General features: G+C 60.9%; 19 protein-coding genes and 1 pseudogene. 15 read left to right on the top strand and 5 right to left on the bottom strand.

Going from position 1 to position 16,653, the window contains the following annotated elements:
• The 13 genes and pseudogenes from RBA41_RS29270 to RBA41_RS29210 form a co-directional block, all read left to right on the top strand.
• Window positions 1-692 (top strand): annotated as a pseudogene (locus RBA41_RS29270) (hypothetical protein); the annotation flags it as partial.
• On the top strand, window positions 689-1,168 hold the full coding sequence (locus tag RBA41_RS29265; RefSeq protein ID WP_306627893.1) for an SMI1/KNR4 family protein: 480 nt from the start codon (window positions 689-691) through the stop codon (window positions 1,166-1,168). The pseudogene RBA41_RS29270 and the gene RBA41_RS29265, both read left to right, overlap by 4 nt.
• A 260-nt stretch (window positions 1,169-1,428) precedes the next feature.
• The gene (locus tag RBA41_RS29260; protein WP_306627892.1) at window positions 1,429-2,262 is read left to right on the top strand and encodes an IS5 family transposase; all 834 of its coding nucleotides are present in this window, start codon (window positions 1,429-1,431) and stop codon (window positions 2,260-2,262) included.
• Between the two features lie 128 nt (window positions 2,263-2,390).
• On the top strand, window positions 2,391-2,579 hold the full coding sequence (locus RBA41_RS29255; protein WP_306627891.1) for a hypothetical protein: 189 nt from the start codon (window positions 2,391-2,393) through the stop codon (window positions 2,577-2,579).
• Window positions 2,580-2,591: 12 nt separating this feature from the next.
• Window positions 2,592-3,065, top strand: coding sequence for a hypothetical protein (locus RBA41_RS29250; protein WP_306627890.1), 474 nt, complete (start codon window positions 2,592-2,594; stop codon window positions 3,063-3,065).
• Entirely contained in the window at window positions 3,066-3,530 is a 465-nt protein-coding gene (locus RBA41_RS29245) for a hypothetical protein (protein ID WP_306627889.1), read from the top strand.
• A 252-nt stretch (window positions 3,531-3,782) separates the two neighbouring features.
• Entirely contained in the window at window positions 3,783-4,805 is a 1,023-nt protein-coding gene (locus tag RBA41_RS29240; protein ID WP_306627888.1) for a DUF5694 domain-containing protein, read from the top strand.
• A gap of 56 nt (window positions 4,806-4,861) precedes the next feature.
• A complete protein-coding gene (locus tag RBA41_RS29235) occupies window positions 4,862-5,200 on the top strand; it encodes a hypothetical protein (protein WP_306627887.1) in 339 nt (112 codons plus the stop codon).
• A gap of 63 nt (window positions 5,201-5,263) precedes the next feature.
• Window positions 5,264-5,716 carry an SUKH-3 domain-containing protein gene (locus RBA41_RS29230; RefSeq protein ID WP_306627886.1) on the top strand — a complete coding sequence of 151 codons (453 nt, stop codon included), beginning with the start codon at window positions 5,264-5,266 and terminating at the stop codon, window positions 5,714-5,716.
• Between the two features lie 101 nt (window positions 5,717-5,817).
• The gene (locus RBA41_RS29225; RefSeq protein ID WP_306627885.1) at window positions 5,818-6,498 is read left to right on the top strand and encodes a haloacid dehalogenase type II; all 681 of its coding nucleotides are present in this window, start codon (window positions 5,818-5,820) and stop codon (window positions 6,496-6,498) included.
• 100 nt (window positions 6,499-6,598) lie between these two features.
• Window positions 6,599-7,063, top strand: a complete 465-nt coding sequence (locus RBA41_RS29220; RefSeq protein WP_306627884.1) for a hypothetical protein — start codon at window positions 6,599-6,601, stop codon at window positions 7,061-7,063.
• A complete protein-coding gene (locus tag RBA41_RS29215; protein WP_306627883.1) occupies window positions 7,060-7,953 on the top strand; it encodes a tetratricopeptide repeat protein in 894 nt (297 codons plus the stop codon). Before RBA41_RS29220 ends, RBA41_RS29215 begins: the two co-directional genes overlap by 4 nt.
• 5 nt (window positions 7,954-7,958) lie before the next feature.
• On the top strand, window positions 7,959-9,185 hold the full coding sequence (locus tag RBA41_RS29210; RefSeq protein ID WP_306627882.1) for an ATP-binding protein: 1,227 nt from the start codon (window positions 7,959-7,961) through the stop codon (window positions 9,183-9,185).
• 60 nt (window positions 9,186-9,245) lie between these two features.
• On the opposite strand, the gene leuA is transcribed toward RBA41_RS29210, so the two are convergent.
• A complete protein-coding gene (gene leuA, locus RBA41_RS29205) occupies window positions 9,246-10,937 on the bottom strand; it encodes a 2-isopropylmalate synthase (RefSeq protein WP_306627881.1) in 1,692 nt (563 codons plus the stop codon).
• 385 nt (window positions 10,938-11,322) lie between these two features.
• Window positions 11,323-11,685, bottom strand: a complete 363-nt coding sequence (locus RBA41_RS29200) for a DUF1428 domain-containing protein (RefSeq protein ID WP_306627880.1) — start codon at window positions 11,683-11,685, stop codon at window positions 11,323-11,325.
• Window positions 11,686-12,012: 327 nt separating this feature from the next.
• Between RBA41_RS29200 and RBA41_RS29195 the strand changes: the two genes are divergently transcribed.
• The gene (locus tag RBA41_RS29195) at window positions 12,013-12,705 is read left to right on the top strand and encodes a PEP-CTERM sorting domain-containing protein (RefSeq protein ID WP_306627879.1); all 693 of its coding nucleotides are present in this window, start codon (window positions 12,013-12,015) and stop codon (window positions 12,703-12,705) included.
• Between the two features lie 48 nt (window positions 12,706-12,753).
• Here the strand turns inward: RBA41_RS29195 and selD are convergent, their stop codons facing one another.
• A complete protein-coding gene (selD, locus tag RBA41_RS29190; RefSeq protein WP_306627878.1) occupies window positions 12,754-13,812 on the bottom strand; it encodes a selenide, water dikinase SelD in 1,059 nt (352 codons plus the stop codon).
• Between the two features lie 29 nt (window positions 13,813-13,841).
• Window positions 13,842-14,804 carry a selenoneine biosynthesis selenosugar synthase SenB gene (gene senB / locus RBA41_RS29185; protein ID WP_306627877.1) on the bottom strand — a complete coding sequence of 321 codons (963 nt, stop codon included), beginning with the start codon at window positions 14,802-14,804 and terminating at the stop codon, window positions 13,842-13,844.
• Window positions 14,805-14,840: 36 nt separating this feature from the next.
• Between senB and senA the strand changes: the two genes are divergently transcribed.
• Window positions 14,841-16,037, top strand: a complete 1,197-nt coding sequence (senA, locus tag RBA41_RS29180; protein ID WP_306627876.1) for a selenoneine synthase SenA — start codon at window positions 14,841-14,843, stop codon at window positions 16,035-16,037.
• On the opposite strand, the gene RBA41_RS29175 is transcribed toward senA, so the two are convergent.
• A complete protein-coding gene (locus RBA41_RS29175) occupies window positions 16,031-16,582 on the bottom strand; it encodes a DUF2867 domain-containing protein (RefSeq protein ID WP_306627875.1) in 552 nt (183 codons plus the stop codon). The two genes, senA and RBA41_RS29175, sit on opposite strands and share 7 nt — an antisense overlap.
• Window positions 16,583-16,653: the final 71 nt, after the last annotated feature.

Here is a 16,653-nt window from a genome sequence, read left to right as displayed (position 1 = left end):
GGCAGAGCGTACTCGACTTTGGCAGCGCGGTGGTGAAGCCGGTGACTGATCCGTGGGTGAAGGGACAGAAAACGGAAGCGGTCGCTCGCGGATTAGCCGAGGCTGGGGCAGTGCTGTTAGGATTGCTGAAGTTGGGCAGTGCCAAGACAGCCGCTGATGCGAAAAAAGCAGCCGAGACTATTAAGGCAGCGGAAGCTGCAGAAAAAGCACTAGACGCTGCCAAGGTTGCAGACGCTGCCAAGGCGGCTGATGCTACGAAAGGTGCGCAGGCAGCTAATGCAGCGGCCGATGCGCTAAAGGCAGACGTTGCTGTGGCCGAAGCCGGGCTGGATGGCGTTCACGTTAATGGTAGCGCTCCACCGGCGGCACAAGGCCGCGCAGGCAAAATTTCAGACCCTCGGCAGAATGAACCGGACATCCCGCGAAGGGCTGGTGATATCGGCCAGGAAATAATTCAATGGGGACGAGGTCAGACGGCCGAAGATGTAGCACAAACCATCGCCAGAAGTAATGAAATGAGTACCAATGTTGTGCAGGACATGATCGCGAAGGGATTGAGAAAAGATTGGGTGGAAAAGCAAATGTCTTTGTATGAAAAAGCATTAAAATCCGGCGGTAGTAAATTAAAAAACGTGCAGTTGTCTCCTCGTCTAAATTTGATGCAGAAAATTATAGAAAGTTGGCCGAAATGATAATTGAAGATGCCAGTCTGCGGGCGTGTGAAGTCATAAGAAAACTAGAGGAGAGTTGGCGTGGTCAGCAAGAAATTTCGCTTCAAGCGCCAGCCGAGCCGAGTTTGATTGACGCCTTTGAAAAATCCAATCGGGTAGTCCTTCCTCCGGACTTTCTAAAGTATTTTCAGCGGGCGAACGGTTTCGATCAGGCCGCGGGATACCACGATGAGCAGGGATTCAATTTTTGGCCTTTGGAAAAACTGGAGCGGATCAAGGATTACGATGGTGGTCATTATGGTTTTGACGGTGACGTCAATTATTTTATATTTTGCGACTATTTGGATTTCTGTTGGGCCTACGCTATAAATTTGTCATCGGAACGTAATGACGTTGTGCTTGTCGGAACAGAGGATTCCACTCCCAAATTTGTGTCGGAAAGCTTTTCCGGTTTTATAGAGGCATATTTGACGGATGATATCTCGATTTACCCATAATGGCAATTGCACGCTCTTAGGCCGGTTTGACGTCTCTCGTTACGCGCAACTTTTATAATTAGAAATACCAGTTTTGCATACTTTCTGGGAGCAACGCAGTGAGCGGCGACCGAATGGGAATCGAAGCCAACCTTATTTTGATTAATTCACATAAAATTCGTGCAAGTTGGCCACGCAGGCCCAAATTTTTCCTGAGAGACGGTTTGAAAACTCCCAAGTAACTTTGATGTCCAAACGACTTTCTCTGGGAGGAGTACGTCATGTGGGCATCAGAGCAGCGTGCGCGGCGTGCGGGGCCGATGCCCAAGGATCGTAGGCGCTATCGGTCCGACATTAGCGACCAGGAGTGGAAGCTCGTTGAACCCTTACTTCCGGGCGTAGCTCGAACCGGGCGCCCCTGCAAGATAGAGCTTCGCCAGGTAATCAACGCGTTGCGTTACCTGGTGCGTTCAGGATGCGAATGGCGCATGTTGCCCAACGATTTTCCTCGCTATCAAACGGCGTATTACTGGGTCCGGCGTCTGATGCGACGTTTCCTGTTCCGAACGATTCATGACTTGGCGCTCATGCTTGACCGGATGTGCGAGCAGCGCGAGGTCGTTCCTTCGGCTGGCATCGTCGATGGCCAGTTGGTGAAAGCACCTGGCGCGCGCAAGCGCGGTTATGACGCGCACAGGAAGATCAGCGGGCGCAAACGCCACATCTCAGTCGACACGGACGGGCGATTGCTGGCAGTGCACCTGACACCTGCCGATAACGCCGATTCGACCGGTGGGCAGTTGATACTTCATGCCTTGGTCAAGCGCTGGCCTTGGGTCAATCACCTCTTTGGCGACGCCGCTTATGACCGGTACGCATTGCTGGACAAAGCGGCCTATCTCGACTTCACGATTGAAGTTGTGCGCGGGCTACAGGGGCAGACAGGGTTTCAAGTACCACCGCGCCGCTGGGTCGTCGAGCGCACCTTTGCATGGATGATGCGTTACCGCCGTCTCGTGCGCGATTACCGTTACGAGCAGCGCCTCGACGTATCCACGGCCATGATTTACCTCGCGCTTGGCTCAACGTTATTGCACCGAATTCGTTTCCGCTAAGTTTTTAAATCGTCTCTTATGATCCGTCAAAAGTAAGCCACGAGAAATGGATCGACATCTGGGGAACCGAGGACCAATATGTCCAGGCTCATGGTGCTTTTGGCACGGAACTAAAACCAGCGTTTGGGTTGGATAAAACATTTATTTCTGTGACTACTGATCCAGCGCAGGCAGCGTATTTTGCTCGTGAAGGAACGGTTTACAGCGGATACGTCCCGCGTTCGACTTTACTTGAGCAGACTTTGAAAGGCGCTGGCGAAAGTGAGTATCTTTTGACGCATGGCACCGATCTGCTGAAGCCAATCAAACCAAAATGAGATGGGATCGAGATGAGCCAGTCAAATAACATGTCTGCAGAGGTGCTGGTCGATGGGGAGCCAGTGGTGGTTCCGACGTTTGGGGAGTGGGATACAATCTTAGAAAACGCTACCTACCATGGTGTGCCGGTATTCTCGGATAACACGCGGAATTCAGTAACTAAATTGGTTTCTTTTGTGAAGACCCATTCGGATGAGTTCGGTCTCGGTTTGTACTCGCGGAAGATGTTAAAAAGCTGGCTAGTGTTGCCCATGATGCGCTTGGGTGGCAGGCTTCAGCGCGTGCAGATCGAGTACATAAAATGTGATCATTGCGACTGGGAGGGAAGAATCGCCAACCCAGTAGAGTCAACGCTGTACATGGGGGCGCCCGAAGAATCAGCGGCACTTCAGCTTGCCTATAATCTTCCCAGGCGTCGCTGCCCCCTCTGTGCGCAGCCGCTGGCGCGACCCGCAATTTGGACAGAAAGTTGTTTGGAAAATTAAATGAAAACATACCCGAAGCCAACATGGCGGCCACATATTGTGGCGACAACTGAATGGATGATCGATCATCTGCGCGGATACTTGCGCGGAAAACATTTCACTTTGTTTCAGCATGGGAGTTGTGTTGTTTGGGAGAGCTCGGAGGAATGCAGCGACGCCGAGTGTCAGGCGCGTCTATTGTCGGTTGTGACCCATTATCCGGACTTTAAGGTCAGGCGGCACAGCAGTGGCGATTTCTTGGTGACATTTAAGGGAGGAGTCGGAGGTCTAATGTCTGGAAAACTGCTTGAGGATCATTTCGTGTCGTTGCGCGAGGACGCTCTCACAATCGGGAAGCTGAAGTCCGAAACACTGCATTCGGAGGGAAAAAAAGATGGTGATGAGCTGGAATTGGTTGCTGGAATTTATGTCCGGGCGCAGCTTTATCGAGATGCCGAGCAACCTGTTATTGTCGCCAAATTGTAGAACTATAAAGTGTTAGTATCACGGGGGACTTGGCGTGTACAGCAACAGATTGCACTTCAAGCGTCAGCCGAGTCGAGTCTTGTTGAATCCTGTGAGAATTTTAATCAGATAGCCTTCCCCGAATTTTCTCAAGTATTCGCAGCATGTAAACAGCTTTGATCGGAGTGCGGTTACTAGGATGAGCAGCAATTTTATTGTAAGCCACGAGAAATGGAATGACTTTTGAGCAATGGTGCTAAGTGGATTTGTCGATTGATTGCGGTACTGCCTTTCGCGGCGCAGGCGCAGGTCGACCTGACGGCGCTCGACCGCGACATGGCCGGACCGCGGGCGCAAGTGCTGGTACTAGGCACCGTGCACCTGAGATACATGCCGCCAAGCTTCGACCCCGCATCGCTTGAGGGCGTGCTCGGCCGGCTGGCGGCGTTCAAGCCCGACATCATCACCATCGAGACCGAATCTGGCGAGGAATGCGATCTCGCCGCGCGCCACGCTGCCAAGTACGGCGCCGATTATTGCCCCCCGACCGATGTGGCGATGGCCGCCACCGGCCTCGACGTTCCTGCAGCGATCGCCGAAGTCGATAAAACGCTCAAGGCATGGCCCGCGCAAGCGACGCCGGCACAACGGCGGCGTCTCGGCGCGTTGTTTCTAGCGGCGAACGACCCCGCCTCGGCTTATGTGCAATGGCTGCAGCTACCCGAAGCCGAGCGCCGCGCCGGCGACAGCTTGAACGCTGCGCTGGTGGACAAGCTCCGAGATATCGGCAAACGCAACAACGAGAGTTACCAGTTGGCCGCGCGCCTGGCTGCGCGCCTGGGACTGCAGCGGGTTCACGCCATCGACAACCATACCGGCGACCGCATCGATGTGCCGGACATCAAGGCCTTCCTCCGGCCGGTCGAGGCGGCTTGGGCCGTGGGCGGGGCGGCGCTGACGGAGCGGCAGAAACAGGAGAAGGTCCTGTCGCAGGCGCCCGACCTGCTGCCGCTGTACCGCACCATCAACGAACCGGACGGTCTGCGGGTACTTGCCGAGGCCAACGTCGTCCCGGCCATGCGCGCGAAGTCCGCGGAAGGCTATCCGCAGATGTGGGTCGCCGGCTGGGAAATCCGCAACCTGCGCATGGTCGCGAACATCCGCGAAACCTTCCGCGAACGCCCCGGCGCGCGTGTCCTTTCCATTGTCGGCGCCTCGCACAAGCCATGGTTCGACAGCTGGCTGGGACAACTGCAAGGGGTCGATATCGTCGGCGTTGCGGGCGTGCTGAAGTGACGCCATGAAAGAATCGGGACCGAGTACAAGACAGCGCTGCGCCGGAAGGATGGCTAATGCAATTTATCCGTAGCGGCGATGCTTATCAAGTGGCCCGGGTAACGGGGCCGCGACATAACCTGTTGGGGATTTCGCTCGGCGACGGGACGGAGGCGGTGGACGTCGTGGCGTTGTCAATCAGGGCGGGCGAGCATGTCCGCGTCGACCGGAACGATGTCCTCGCTCAAGTATCGGTGGGTTTGCAAACCGCGAACCATGCGCTGGGAAAGCGCTATGCGATCTCGCGCATCCTGTTCGTTCCTTCCGATACGCCGTCACCGTCCGTCTATGCATTGCTCACTGTTGAGCTGATCCGGAGGATCGACCAGCAGGGTGTTTTCCTGGTCTTCGATTAGCTGCGATCAACCGTGCCGCCGCGGTGCGGAGGCGACGGACCGAAAGCGAACGGATTGTTGAACATGAATATGAAATTTGAAAAACCAACCTTCGATTTTTTGAGAAAAATGGGGTGGACTGAGCATCGCGCAGTCGACCCGGCGCCTTTTCTTGCATGTCTGGTCGCGGACGGCTATGAACTTTTTCCGAAGGCAAGGCCGTTTTTCCAACGTTTTGGCGGACTCGGTGGCGATATGCCTGCCTACCGGGTCGCGGGCGCGTTCGATCGCATCGATTTTCACCCCGCGCACGCGATCAGCTGCACATGCCGCGAGCAGGTGAGCGCCTATGAAGCGCGCGTACACCAGAAATTGGTGGTCATCGGGATGGCATATAACAGCCACATGACGCTGCTCCTGTCCGACACCGGGCGGATGTATGGCGGCTACGATGATTTCCTTTGCCTGATCGGAAACGATGTGCACGACGGGATCACCAATCTGTTCGGCCGGCGCCAGATGCCGGAAGTGCTGTAGTTGAGCACCTCGCTGTTCGATTCGATACAACAGCGCTCGCCGCATCCGCATGATTTCTCCTCGAAAATGGTACATTGACTGTACAGATGAGGACTGTGCCCATGCAAAAAATCCACGCCATTATCTTTGACCTGTACGGTACCTTGTACGATGTGCATTCGGTGGCGCAAGCCTGCGAGGACGCCTATCCCGGTCACGGCGCCGCCATCGCGCAGCTGTGGCGCCAGACCCAGATGGACTACACCTGGCTGCGCAGCCTCATGGAGCGCTACGCCGATTTCGAGACCGTCACCGAAGATGCCTTGCGCTTCAGCTGCGCCAAGCTGGGCCTGGCGCTGCTGCCCGGCACCGCGCGCCAGCTCAGCGACCAATACCTGCACCTGAACCCGCACCCCGACGTGCCGCCCACCCTGCGCCGCCTGCGCGACGCCGGCGTGCCCATGCTGATCGCCTCGAACGGCTCGCGCCGTACCATCAGCCAGGTGGTGGCGAACTCGGGCATGAAATGGGCTTTCGACCAGTTTGTCAGCGTCGACGATGTCGAGGTATTCAAACCGCACCGCAAGATTTACCTGCTGGCCGAGCAGCGCGCCGGCCATCCGCGCGAAAACATCCTGTACGTCTCGGCCAACGGCTGGGACGCGAGTGCGGCCAGTTTGTTCGGCTTTCCGGTATGCTGGGTCAACCGCGATGGCGGTCCGCTCGAAGAACTCGGCGCCGCGCCCACTGTGGTCGTGCCCGACCTGGCCGCGATGGCCGACTGGATGCTCGCACGGCGCTGACCCGCGTCTTGCCCGTGCGACTGGAAGGCAGCGGGAAACTTGCGTATGATGCTGTTTCTGTTTCGCGCCACCACTTTTTACTTACTCCAGACAACACGCTATGCGCGAAAGCCTGCTCACTCCGTCGCTCTCGCCCTCCCAGGCGCCCGCGGCGATCCTGTATTCGGTGCAATCGAGCTTCCTGCTGGCGTTTTTTGGCGGGCCGTTTGCGATCATTTTTTATTCGGCGCTCAGTTCATGGAAACTAAGGCGTCCGCTCGATGCCCTGATGTATCTGCCGGCGCTGGCGCTGAGCACGGCCTTCCTGGTCGCCGTCCAGGCGGGGTATGCGCCCTTGATCGCGCTGATCGATGCCATCGGTTCCGGCGGCGCGCGGATCCTGTCGCGCGCTTTGGCGATGGCGCTGTTCGGCGTGGTGTACCTGATGCACCGCAAGCAGCACCGCTCCGCCGCGCTGTTTGGCGCCAAGCCGCCGGCGCCCTGGATCCCGGCAATCGCCTGCGGGGTACTGGACTACGGTATCACGCGGGCGGTACTGTATTTTGCTGAGGCCCTGTCCGTATGAACGACCATGTTGTGTTATCTCCGCGCGAGTTCAGCGCGCGCCTGCTGGGCCTGATCGAGCGCAAACGCTATGCCCAGGCGGGCGACGTGCTGGCCGATGCCCTGGCCCAGTATCCGGACGACAGCGATCTGCTGTACGGCTCGGCGCTGCTCGATTACCTGACCGACCGGCGCGACACCGCGCGTGCCACCCTGCACAGCGTGCTTAGCCGCGCGCCCGACCATTACGCGGCGCGCTCGCTGCTGGCCACCTTGTACCAGGACAGCGAGGAGCTGCCCGCGGCCGAAGCGATGCTGCTCGACCTGCTCAAGGATTATCCGGAGTCCGGCCATCATTACGCACGCTACGCCATGCTGATGTACCGCACCATGCACCTCGACAAGGCCCAGGCGCTGGCGCACGAAGCGCTGCGCCTCGATCCGGATGACGAACTGGCCCTGATCGCCTGCATGATGGGCGACCTGATCGAAGGACGCCACGGCGCCGAGCAGGAACGCCTGTCGGTGATGATGAGCCGTCATCCGGAAAGCCTGAGCACGGCACGCATGCTGATCACGCACCTGGTTCATTGCGGCAAGTACCGCGCCGCCAAGCGCATTGCCATCGAACTGCTCAAGCTGTATCCGGATTCGCGCGAGATCCTCGAACTGGTGGTGGACCTCGATGCATTGAGCCACTGGAGCATGCTGCCGCTGTGGCCGCTAAACCGCTGGGGCTGGGGTGCGTCGGTCGGGCTGTGGGTGCTGACCCTGGTCGTGATCAATGGGGTTGGCCGGATCGCCCCGCACGCCGTCGCCCCGCTCAGTATCGGACTGATCGGTTATTGTGTGTACTCCTGGATTTTTCCCTCTTTGCTCAAGCGCTGGCTGAAACGCCGCGCAGGAATTTGATGACCATGACTATGTCGCGTGAACAATATGAAGCGTCGCTGGTAAGCGATCCGTTCAACACCGCCACCCGGCTGGCCTATGCCCGGCTGCTGCTCGATGAAAACGATGCGGCGGCCGCGCTGGTGCAGTTCGAGCTGGCGGAGCGTCAGTCGCCCGGGGCGGCTGCGCTCTGCGGCAAGGCGCAAGCCTTGCTGGCGCTGGAGCGCAACAGCGATGCGCTGGCCGCGTACGGCCGCGCGCGCCAGCAGGATGGCTTTGCGCCGGTGCCGGCGCTGGAACAGTTGCAGCAGAGTGCGCGTCCGGCTTCCGGTCCGGCGCTGTCGCTGGTGGGGCAGAGCGCCAACGTGGTGCCGCTCAAGCCGCAGGCGCCCGACCTGGTGCGTTTTTCCGATGTGGGCGGCATGGAAGAGCTGAAAAAGATGCTGCGCCTGCATATCATCGAGCCTTTCCTGCGGCCTTCGCTGTTTGCCAAATTCAAGAAGCAGGGCGGCGGCGGGATTTTGCTGTACGGTCCGCCCGGCTGCGGCAAGACCATGATCGCGCGTGCCATTGCCAACGAGTGCAACGCCTCGTTTGTGTCGGTCGGCATCAGCGAAGTGTTGAATATGTGGATGGGCGAAAGCGAGCGCAACCTGGCGCAATTGTTCGAGAAGGCGAGGGCGCAAAAGCCCTGCGTGCTGTTTTTCGACGAGCTCGATGCGCTGGCGTTTTCGCGTTCCAAGGCGCAGAGCGAGCACAGCCGCACCATCGTCAACGAATTCCTGTCGCAGTTGGATGGCTTCGAGCGCGACAACCGCGACGTACTGTTCCTGGCGGCGACCAATATGCCGTGGGATGTGGACCAGGCCATGAAGCGCACCGGGCGCTTCGCGCGCCAGTTGTTCGTGCCGCCGCCGGATGCGGAAGCGCGCAAGCACATCATCAACATCAAGCTGCGCGATGTGCCGGTGGAAGGCGTGGATGTGGATGCGCTGGTGGCGGCGACGCCGCATTTTTCCGGGGCCGATATCGATGGCGTGATCGACCTGGCCAAGGAGAGTGCGATTCATGACATTCTGGCCGGGAATCCGGAGCGGCCGATCGGGCCGGGCGATATTGCGTATGCGCTCGATACGATGCAGCCATCCACGGTGGAGTGGCTGAAAACGGCGCGCAATCTGGTGCGCTATGCCGGGAGCGACGACAGTTATCGCGATGTGGAGAAGTATCTGAAGAAGACCAAGTTTATTTGATCGTGTCTCCTCGTCGTTCCTGGCACTGCCAGAAACGACGACGATGAAGAATGCGCCGGCTTAGCCGGGTACTGCCACCGCCACTTCCTGCTCCGCCCTCACCAGCTGCCGGTTCACCGCACTGAGCACCGCCTTGAACGATGCCGTCACAATATTGCTGTCAATCCCCGCGCCAAACATGGTCGGGCCATTCGCCAGCCGCAACTCCACATAACACGCCGCCTTTGCATTCGCGCCCGAGCCGATCGCGTGCTCGTGGTAATCCATCAGCTTGATATCAAGTCCCAGCGCATTCACAAATGCATCGATCGGCCCATTCCCGCCACCTTGCAAGCTCAAACTCGCCTGGCGGTGCGCCAGGGTGATGTCGATCTGCACCGGCTCATCGCTGCTGCTGTCCTCCACCATCTTGTGCGCGCTGTACGCATACGGGCTGGCCTGGTCGAAATATTCGCTGCAGAAAATCGCATGAATTTCCTTCGCGGCGATCTCGCGCCCGCTGGCGTCCGCCACCGCCTGCACCGCGCGGCTGAACTCGATCTGCAAGCGGCGCGGCAGACTCAAGCCGAATTCCTGTTCCAGCAGATACGCCATCCCGCCCTTGCCGGACTGGCTGTTAACGCGGATCACCGCATCGTAGCTGCGCCCCAGATCGGCCGGGTCGATCGGCAAATACGGCACTTCCCACAAGGCATTCGGCTTTTGCTGGGCAAATCCTTTTTTGATCGCATCCTGGTGCGAACCGGAAAACGCGGTAAACACCAGGTCTCCCGCATATGGATGACGCGGATGCACCGGCAACTGGTTGCATTCCTCCACCACCTGGCGCACGGCATCGATGTCCGAGAAATCGAGCCCCGGATGCACGCCCTGGGTGTACAGGTTCATCGCCAGGGTCACGAGGTCGACGTTGCCGGTGCGCTCGCCGTTGCCGAACAGGCAGCCCTCAACCCGGTCGGCGCCCGCCATGATGGCCAGCTCGGCCGAGGCCACCGCCGTGCCGCGGTCATTGTGCGGGTGCACGCTGATAATGAGCGAATCGCGCCGGGCCAGCTTGCGCGACATCCACTCGATCTGGTCGGCATACACATTCGGCGTGCTGCATTCGACCGTGGAAGGCAGGTTGACGATCATCTTGTTGTGCGGCGTCGGCTGCCACACCTCGCTGACGGCGTCGCAGATATGCTTGGAGAAATCGAGTTCCGTGGTCGAGAACGATTCCGGCGTGTACTCGAACGCCCATTCCGTCTGCGGATGCTGCTTGACCAGCTGCTTGACCAGTTTGGTGCCGCTGACCGCGATCTCGGTGATCTGCTCGCGCGTCATGCCGAACACCACCTTGCGGAAGACGGGGGCGACCGAGTTGTACAGGTGCACGATGGCGCGCCGCGCACCCACGCACGAGTCGACCGTACGGCGGATCAATTCCTCGCGCGACTGGGTCAGCACGATGATGGTGACGTCCTCGGGGATGCGGTCTTCGTCGATCAGCTTGCGCACGAAATCGAAGTCGGTCTGCGAGGCGGACGGAAAACCGACTTCGATTTCCTTGAGGCCAATCTGGACCAGCATCTCGAAAAAGCGCAGCTTTTTCTCCGGGCTCATCGGCTCGATCAAGGCCTGGTTGCCGTCGCGCAGGTCGGTACTCATCCAGATCGGCGGATGGGTAATGGCGCGGTCGGGCCACTGGCGGCCGGACAAATTGACTGGAGGGAAGGCGCGGTATTTCGACGACGGGTTCTGCAACATCATGGTGTTCTCCTGAGACTCAAGCGGATAAGGGCCGGGCGGCGGTGTGGCGACGGGCTGCCGGGCGGCCACGGAGTCGCTAGGCCAGGCAACCGATCGGTAGCTTTAGCAGTAGAAACAAGGTGATGGAGACAGGTGCAAACATCGGGTCGGACTTTCCTGGGGTTTTACTGGCTTACAACTCGCCGGCGGGGGAGCCGGGCGGCGCACTGCGGGTGGATTACGCGCGTGCAGCTAGTAGCGTCGCTAGCGATAGCGCGCCAGCGAGCAGGGGGAAAGACGACAGATGCAGGGAGGAAGACATGAGTTCACTGTACGTCAGGCCGCGCCGGCTTGTCAAGCGCTCAGTTGCACGCCGACAAACCCGCCCCCGCCCTGCCGCAGCGAACTACAAATCGAGAAACATGTCGAAGCCGCCGTAAATCATGCGCTTGCCGTCGAAGGGCATGTCGGTCCCTTTCATGAAGTCGGCCATGCGCGGGTCTTTCATGACCTTGTCGTTGACTTCATCGCGGTGGGCGCGCGATTCGTACACGATCCAGGAAAAGACCACGGTTTCGCCGGGCTGCAGGTTGACGCTCTGGGGAAACGACGTGAGCTTGCCGGGCTTGACGTCATCGGCGATGCATTCGCGGTACTGCAGCGCGCCGTGTTCGCGCCAGATGGCGCCGCAGGTCGCCGCCATGGCGCGATAACTTTCGATGTTGCTGGTAGGGAGGGGAAGTACGAAACCGTCGACATACGCCATCATGTTCTCCTGGAGATGCACAAGGTGGAACCGCACAATCGATCATACCCGTCCCGTATTCGCATGCCCGCACGGTACCCTGAATAAAATTATCAACGTTGCATTTTGCCCTCGGCCGGCGGCTATCCCGTAAATCGCATTGCCTTTTTGCCGACACCAGTGCAGTAAATGTCTTGTTGTTTTAATAAATACGCGTGGAAACCTTGTAAAATGGCATCATATTTACCGGCGTCCCGTTTGTCTGCCGCGGATCCGCAGGCTGGCACAGGCGGCACTTCAACCACTCAAGGGATGTTTATGCGTTTTGTAACTGTTGCAATGGCTTTATCGATGGCGAGTGCGCTCGCTTGCGCCGCCCCGGCAAGCGCGGGCACGGCCGTCGTGGGCCAGAATCTGATCGTCAATGGCGATGCTGAAGCGGGCGCGGGCTCGACCGACGGCGGCACGGTGCAGGTTCCCGGCTGGAACGTCACGGGCGGCTTGACGGCTGTCCAGTACGGCGCGGGCGGCGGCTTCCCGTCGACGACCGATGCAGGCCCGCAAAACCGCGGCAAGAATTTTTTTGGCGGTGGCGTCAATACGGCGGCCTCGCGCGCGATCCAGGTCATCGACCTGAGCGCTTTCAGCGGCGCCATCAACGCCGGACAGTCGCAATTTAACCTGTCCGGCTGGCTGGGCGGCTACGCTTCCCAGAGCGACAATGCCACCCTGAGCGCCGTGTTCCGCGACAGCACCGGCCAAACCCTGTTCAGCACCAGCCTGGCACCAGTCACCCCGGGTGACCGCGGCGGCAATACCAGCATGGTGTATCGCGACAACTATGGCATGATTCCGGTCGGTACCGCGCTGGTCGACATCGTCCTCGACATGCGCCGTGTCGAAGGCAGCTACAACGATGGTTATGCCGACAACCTGTCGTTCTCGGTCGCCGCCGTGCCGGAGCCAGGCAGCTGGGCCATGCTGGGCGCCGGCCTGGCCATGCTGGGCTTCGTAGCACGCACGCGCCGTTCCCCGGCCGCTTGATGCAGCACCGAGGCTGACCCGGGCCGTGCCCGGGGCGGCCTCCTGTCCTTATTGCGCGACCTGCACGCGCGGTGCGCCCGCTGTCATCTCGCCGATGACGGCGGCGCTCTCGAAGCCTTCGCGCGCGAACAGCGCCAGGATCTCGTCCACGCTGCCCGGATCGCACGATACCAGCAGCCCGCCCGAGGTTTGCGGGTCGGTCAGCAGCATGTGCTGCGCGCTGCTGATGCTCGGCGAAAGCGTGACATCCTTGCCGTAGGCATCCCAGTTGCGTCCCGATGCGCCGGTAAAGTAGCCATCGTGCGCCAGCTGTTCCACGCCGGGCAGCAGCGGAATCTGCGACATGGTCAGCTGCGCCGTCAATTTTGAGCCGCGCGCCAGCTCCAGCAGGTGGCCCAACAGGCCGAAGCCGGTGACGTCGGTCAGCGCATGCACCCCTTCCATTTCCGACAGCGCCTTGCCCGGTTTATTCAGCTTGGTCGTATTGGCGATCATGGCGGCGTAGCCTTCGGGCCCCAGCACGTCTTTTTTGAGCGCCGCCGAGAGCACGCCCACGCCCAGCGGTTTGCCGAGAATGAGCACATCGCCGGCGCGCGCGTCCGCGTTGCGCTTGACCTTGGACGGATGCACGAGGCCCAGCACCACCAGCCCGTAGATCGGTTCGACCGAATCGATCGTGTGGCCGCCGGCGATGGGAATGCCCGCTTCGGCGCACATGGTTTCGCCGCCGCGGATGATCTGGCCGATGGTCTCGAGCGGCAGTTTATTGATCGGCATGCCCACCAGCGCGAGCGCCATGATCGGCGTGCCGCCCATCGCGTACACGTCGGAGATGGCGTTGGTGGCGGCGATGCGGCCGAAATCGAACGGGTCGTCGACGATCGGCATGAAGAAATCGGTGGTGGCGATCAGCGCCTGTTCGTCATTGAGCTTGTAGACGGCGGCGTCGTCGGCGGTCTCGATGCCGACCATCAGCTCCTTCGGGACCGGAAAGCCGGTCGAGTTTTTCAGGATCTCGGACAGCACGCCGGGCGCGATTTTGCAGCCGCAGCCGCCGCCATGCGAAAACGAGGTGAGTTTGATGGGCGTTTCTGGGGCATTGCTCATGGTCGGTGTCCGTTTCGGTAAAAGGCAGGTCAGACCAGATTATCCACCAAGTCGAGCACACTGGCACGCTCGCGCTCCGGCGCGAACAAGGGGGCGCGCGCGTCGCACTGGCGCCGTAGCAGCGCATGGAAGGCCTGGTCGCCGATGCAGCGTTCGATCAGGCGCGCCAGCGCGGGCGCGTCGCCCGGCGCGAAATAGCCCGCGTAGTCCTCGCCCAGCATGCCGCGGTTGCCGCTGATATCGCTGGCCAGCACCGGCACGCCGCAGGTGACCGCTTCGATGATGACGTTGGCGCCGCCTTCCATGTGCGAGGCGATCACCATGGCGTGGCTGCGCCGCAGGCGCTGGCGCGTGGCGGCGTGCGGCATGGCGCCCAGCCAGCGGTAACGCGGCGTGGCCGCCTGCGTCGCCTCGGCGAGCGCGCCCAGGAGCGGATCGAGCGCGCCGCCGATATGCAGCAGGCGCGCCTTGGGCACCAATACCAGCGTGGCCGCGGCCATGAAGGTGCGCGGGTCTTTTTCTTCGCGCAGATGGCCGATCATGACGATGTCGATGAAGCGCCGCGCGGCGCCATGGGGGAAGGGCGCGAGCGAAGGCGCGGACTGGTGGATCACGCAGGCCCTGGCGCGCAGTTCGGGCGCCAGCAGGGCCAGCCCGTCGGCCTGCAGCAGTACCAGCCTGTCGGCATGGGCCAGCGATGCCTGGGCTGCGCAATCGGTGGCGATGTCGCGATACAGGTCGGTGCCGGTCAGTACCAGCACGCGCGCGCGGTCGGGGAAGGCGGCGGCAAAAGCGGCCAGGGGGGCCGCCGAGCGGCGCGCATGCAGCGCGATCATCAGGTCGGGCGGGGCGGCGCTTTCGTCCCAGCCGGGAGCGATCGTCACGCGGCAGCGCGCGCGCAAAAAGTGCGCCCAGCGGCTGGCGGTCTGCCAGTTGCCGTTGTTCTCCCGCTTCGATGCGGGACTGACGATCAGCACGCGTGGTCGCTGCACCGCGACTCCTTGAAAAAGTCGTTACAATTGCCGGATATGAGTTCAATCCCCGCATCCTTCCGGCACGCCAAGCCGCAGCAATTGGCCGAGGCGCTGCAGAGTGCGCGCCATTATACGCTCAGCCTCTTCGACTGCTTTGCGGGAGCGGGTTTCGACAGCCTGTCGCGCGTGCCGCATATTGCCACGATCAATCCGCCGCTGTGGGAACTGGGTCACACCGCGTGGTTCGCCGAATGGTTCATCCTGCGCGAGGCGACGTCCAGCCATCCGGCCGATGCCCAGCGCGGCTCGCTGCTCACGCAGGGCGACGACTGGTTCGATTCCAACCTGGTGCCGCACCGCTCGCGCTGGACGCTCGACCTGCCCAGCCCCGGGGCGCTGAAGACCTACTGCCATGAAGTGCTCGACCGTACCCTCGACAAGCTCTCGCGCGAGGCGGGCACGGACGACGCCCTGTACCCGTACCGCCTGGCGCTGGCGCACGAGGACATGCACGGCGAAGCCTATCTGTATTCGATGCAGACGCTGGGCGTGGCGGCGCCGGCGCAGCTCACGCGCGATGAAGCGGTCCATTCGCAGGGGGCGGAAATCGCCTATCCCGGCGGGACCATCGTGCTGGGCGCAGGGCAGGAGGGCGGCTTCGTGTTCGACAACGAGAAGCAGGCGCACCCGGTCTACGTGGCGCCGTTTCGCATCGATGCGGCTCTGGTGACCAATGCGCAGTTTGCCGACTTCGTGGCCGACGGCGGTTACCAGAACCGCCAGTACTGGAGCGCGGCCGGCAGCGCGTGGCTGATGCGCCAGGAGCGCTCGTCGCCGCGCTACTGGCAGCGCGACGGCGACCAGTGGCGCACGATGCGCTTCGGGCGCTTGTCGACGCTGTCGGCGGCCGAACCGGTGCGCCATGTGTGCCTGTTCGAGGTGCAGGCGTATTGCGCTTGGGCCGAGCGGCGCTTGCCCAGCGAAGCGGAATGGGAGTACGCGGCGCTGTCAGGGCAGGCGGGGTTTCGATGGGGCCAGTTGTGGGAGTGGACCGGCACGCCGTTCGAGCCGTATCCCGGATTTGCGCCGGACCGCTACCGCGAGTATTCCCAGCCATGGTTCATGACCCATCAGGTGCTGCGCGGCGCGTCGTTTGCCACGCCGTCGCGCTTTGGCTCGGCGCGCTTCCGCAATTTCTTCATGCCCGAGCGCGATGATATTTTCTGCGGCTTCCGCACCTGCGCCTATTGAGGAGGCGCGCCAGCCTCGGGCCATCCGACGCGCGCCGCGCTGCGCAAACTGGCTTTGACGACGGCGCGGTGAAAGGGCGCAATGACGCGCAGGTAGGTTCGTCCCAGCAGGTTGTGGCAGTGAACCACCGTTGTCATGGTCAGCTCGCGCCTGGTGTCCGGCGCCGATCCGCCCGCGCACAGGATCGAGATCCGGAAATCGAGGTGCCTGTCGTCTTCCCCGACCACGATCTCGCTCGCGTTCGCGCTGTAGACTTTGAAGATGCCAACGCGGGAAGGCTCCGTTTCACTGGCTATTTTCGCCAGTTGCGCGGCCGTTTTCAGGCCCAGGCCGCTGACGATCATGTCGCGCACACGCAGGAGGTGTCCGATCCACGCGGGCTGATGCGCGAAGATGAAACGGGCCAGCACATCCGGGTCGGCCGATGCGCCCGAGGGCAGCCGGATCGCAAATGCATCAGCCAGGTTCACCGATGCAAAGGCCTTGTTGACGCTCGAGTGCGCGGGGAGCGCAACGGCACTTGCGAGCTTGAATTCATTCGGCATTCGGGTACTCCCGTGGTTGAACGAGTTAACTAGGCATCAAGGTTGACGTTTTATCCACGCAAGTATGCCTT

Origin of the sequence: Massilia scottii (assembly GCF_030846495.1) — a bacterium.
GTDB lineage: Bacteria > Pseudomonadota > Gammaproteobacteria > Burkholderiales > Burkholderiaceae_D > Telluria_A > Telluria_A violaceinigra.
Note: the sequence above shows the minus strand (reverse complement) of the source record. Positions and strands in the feature narration are given on the sequence as shown.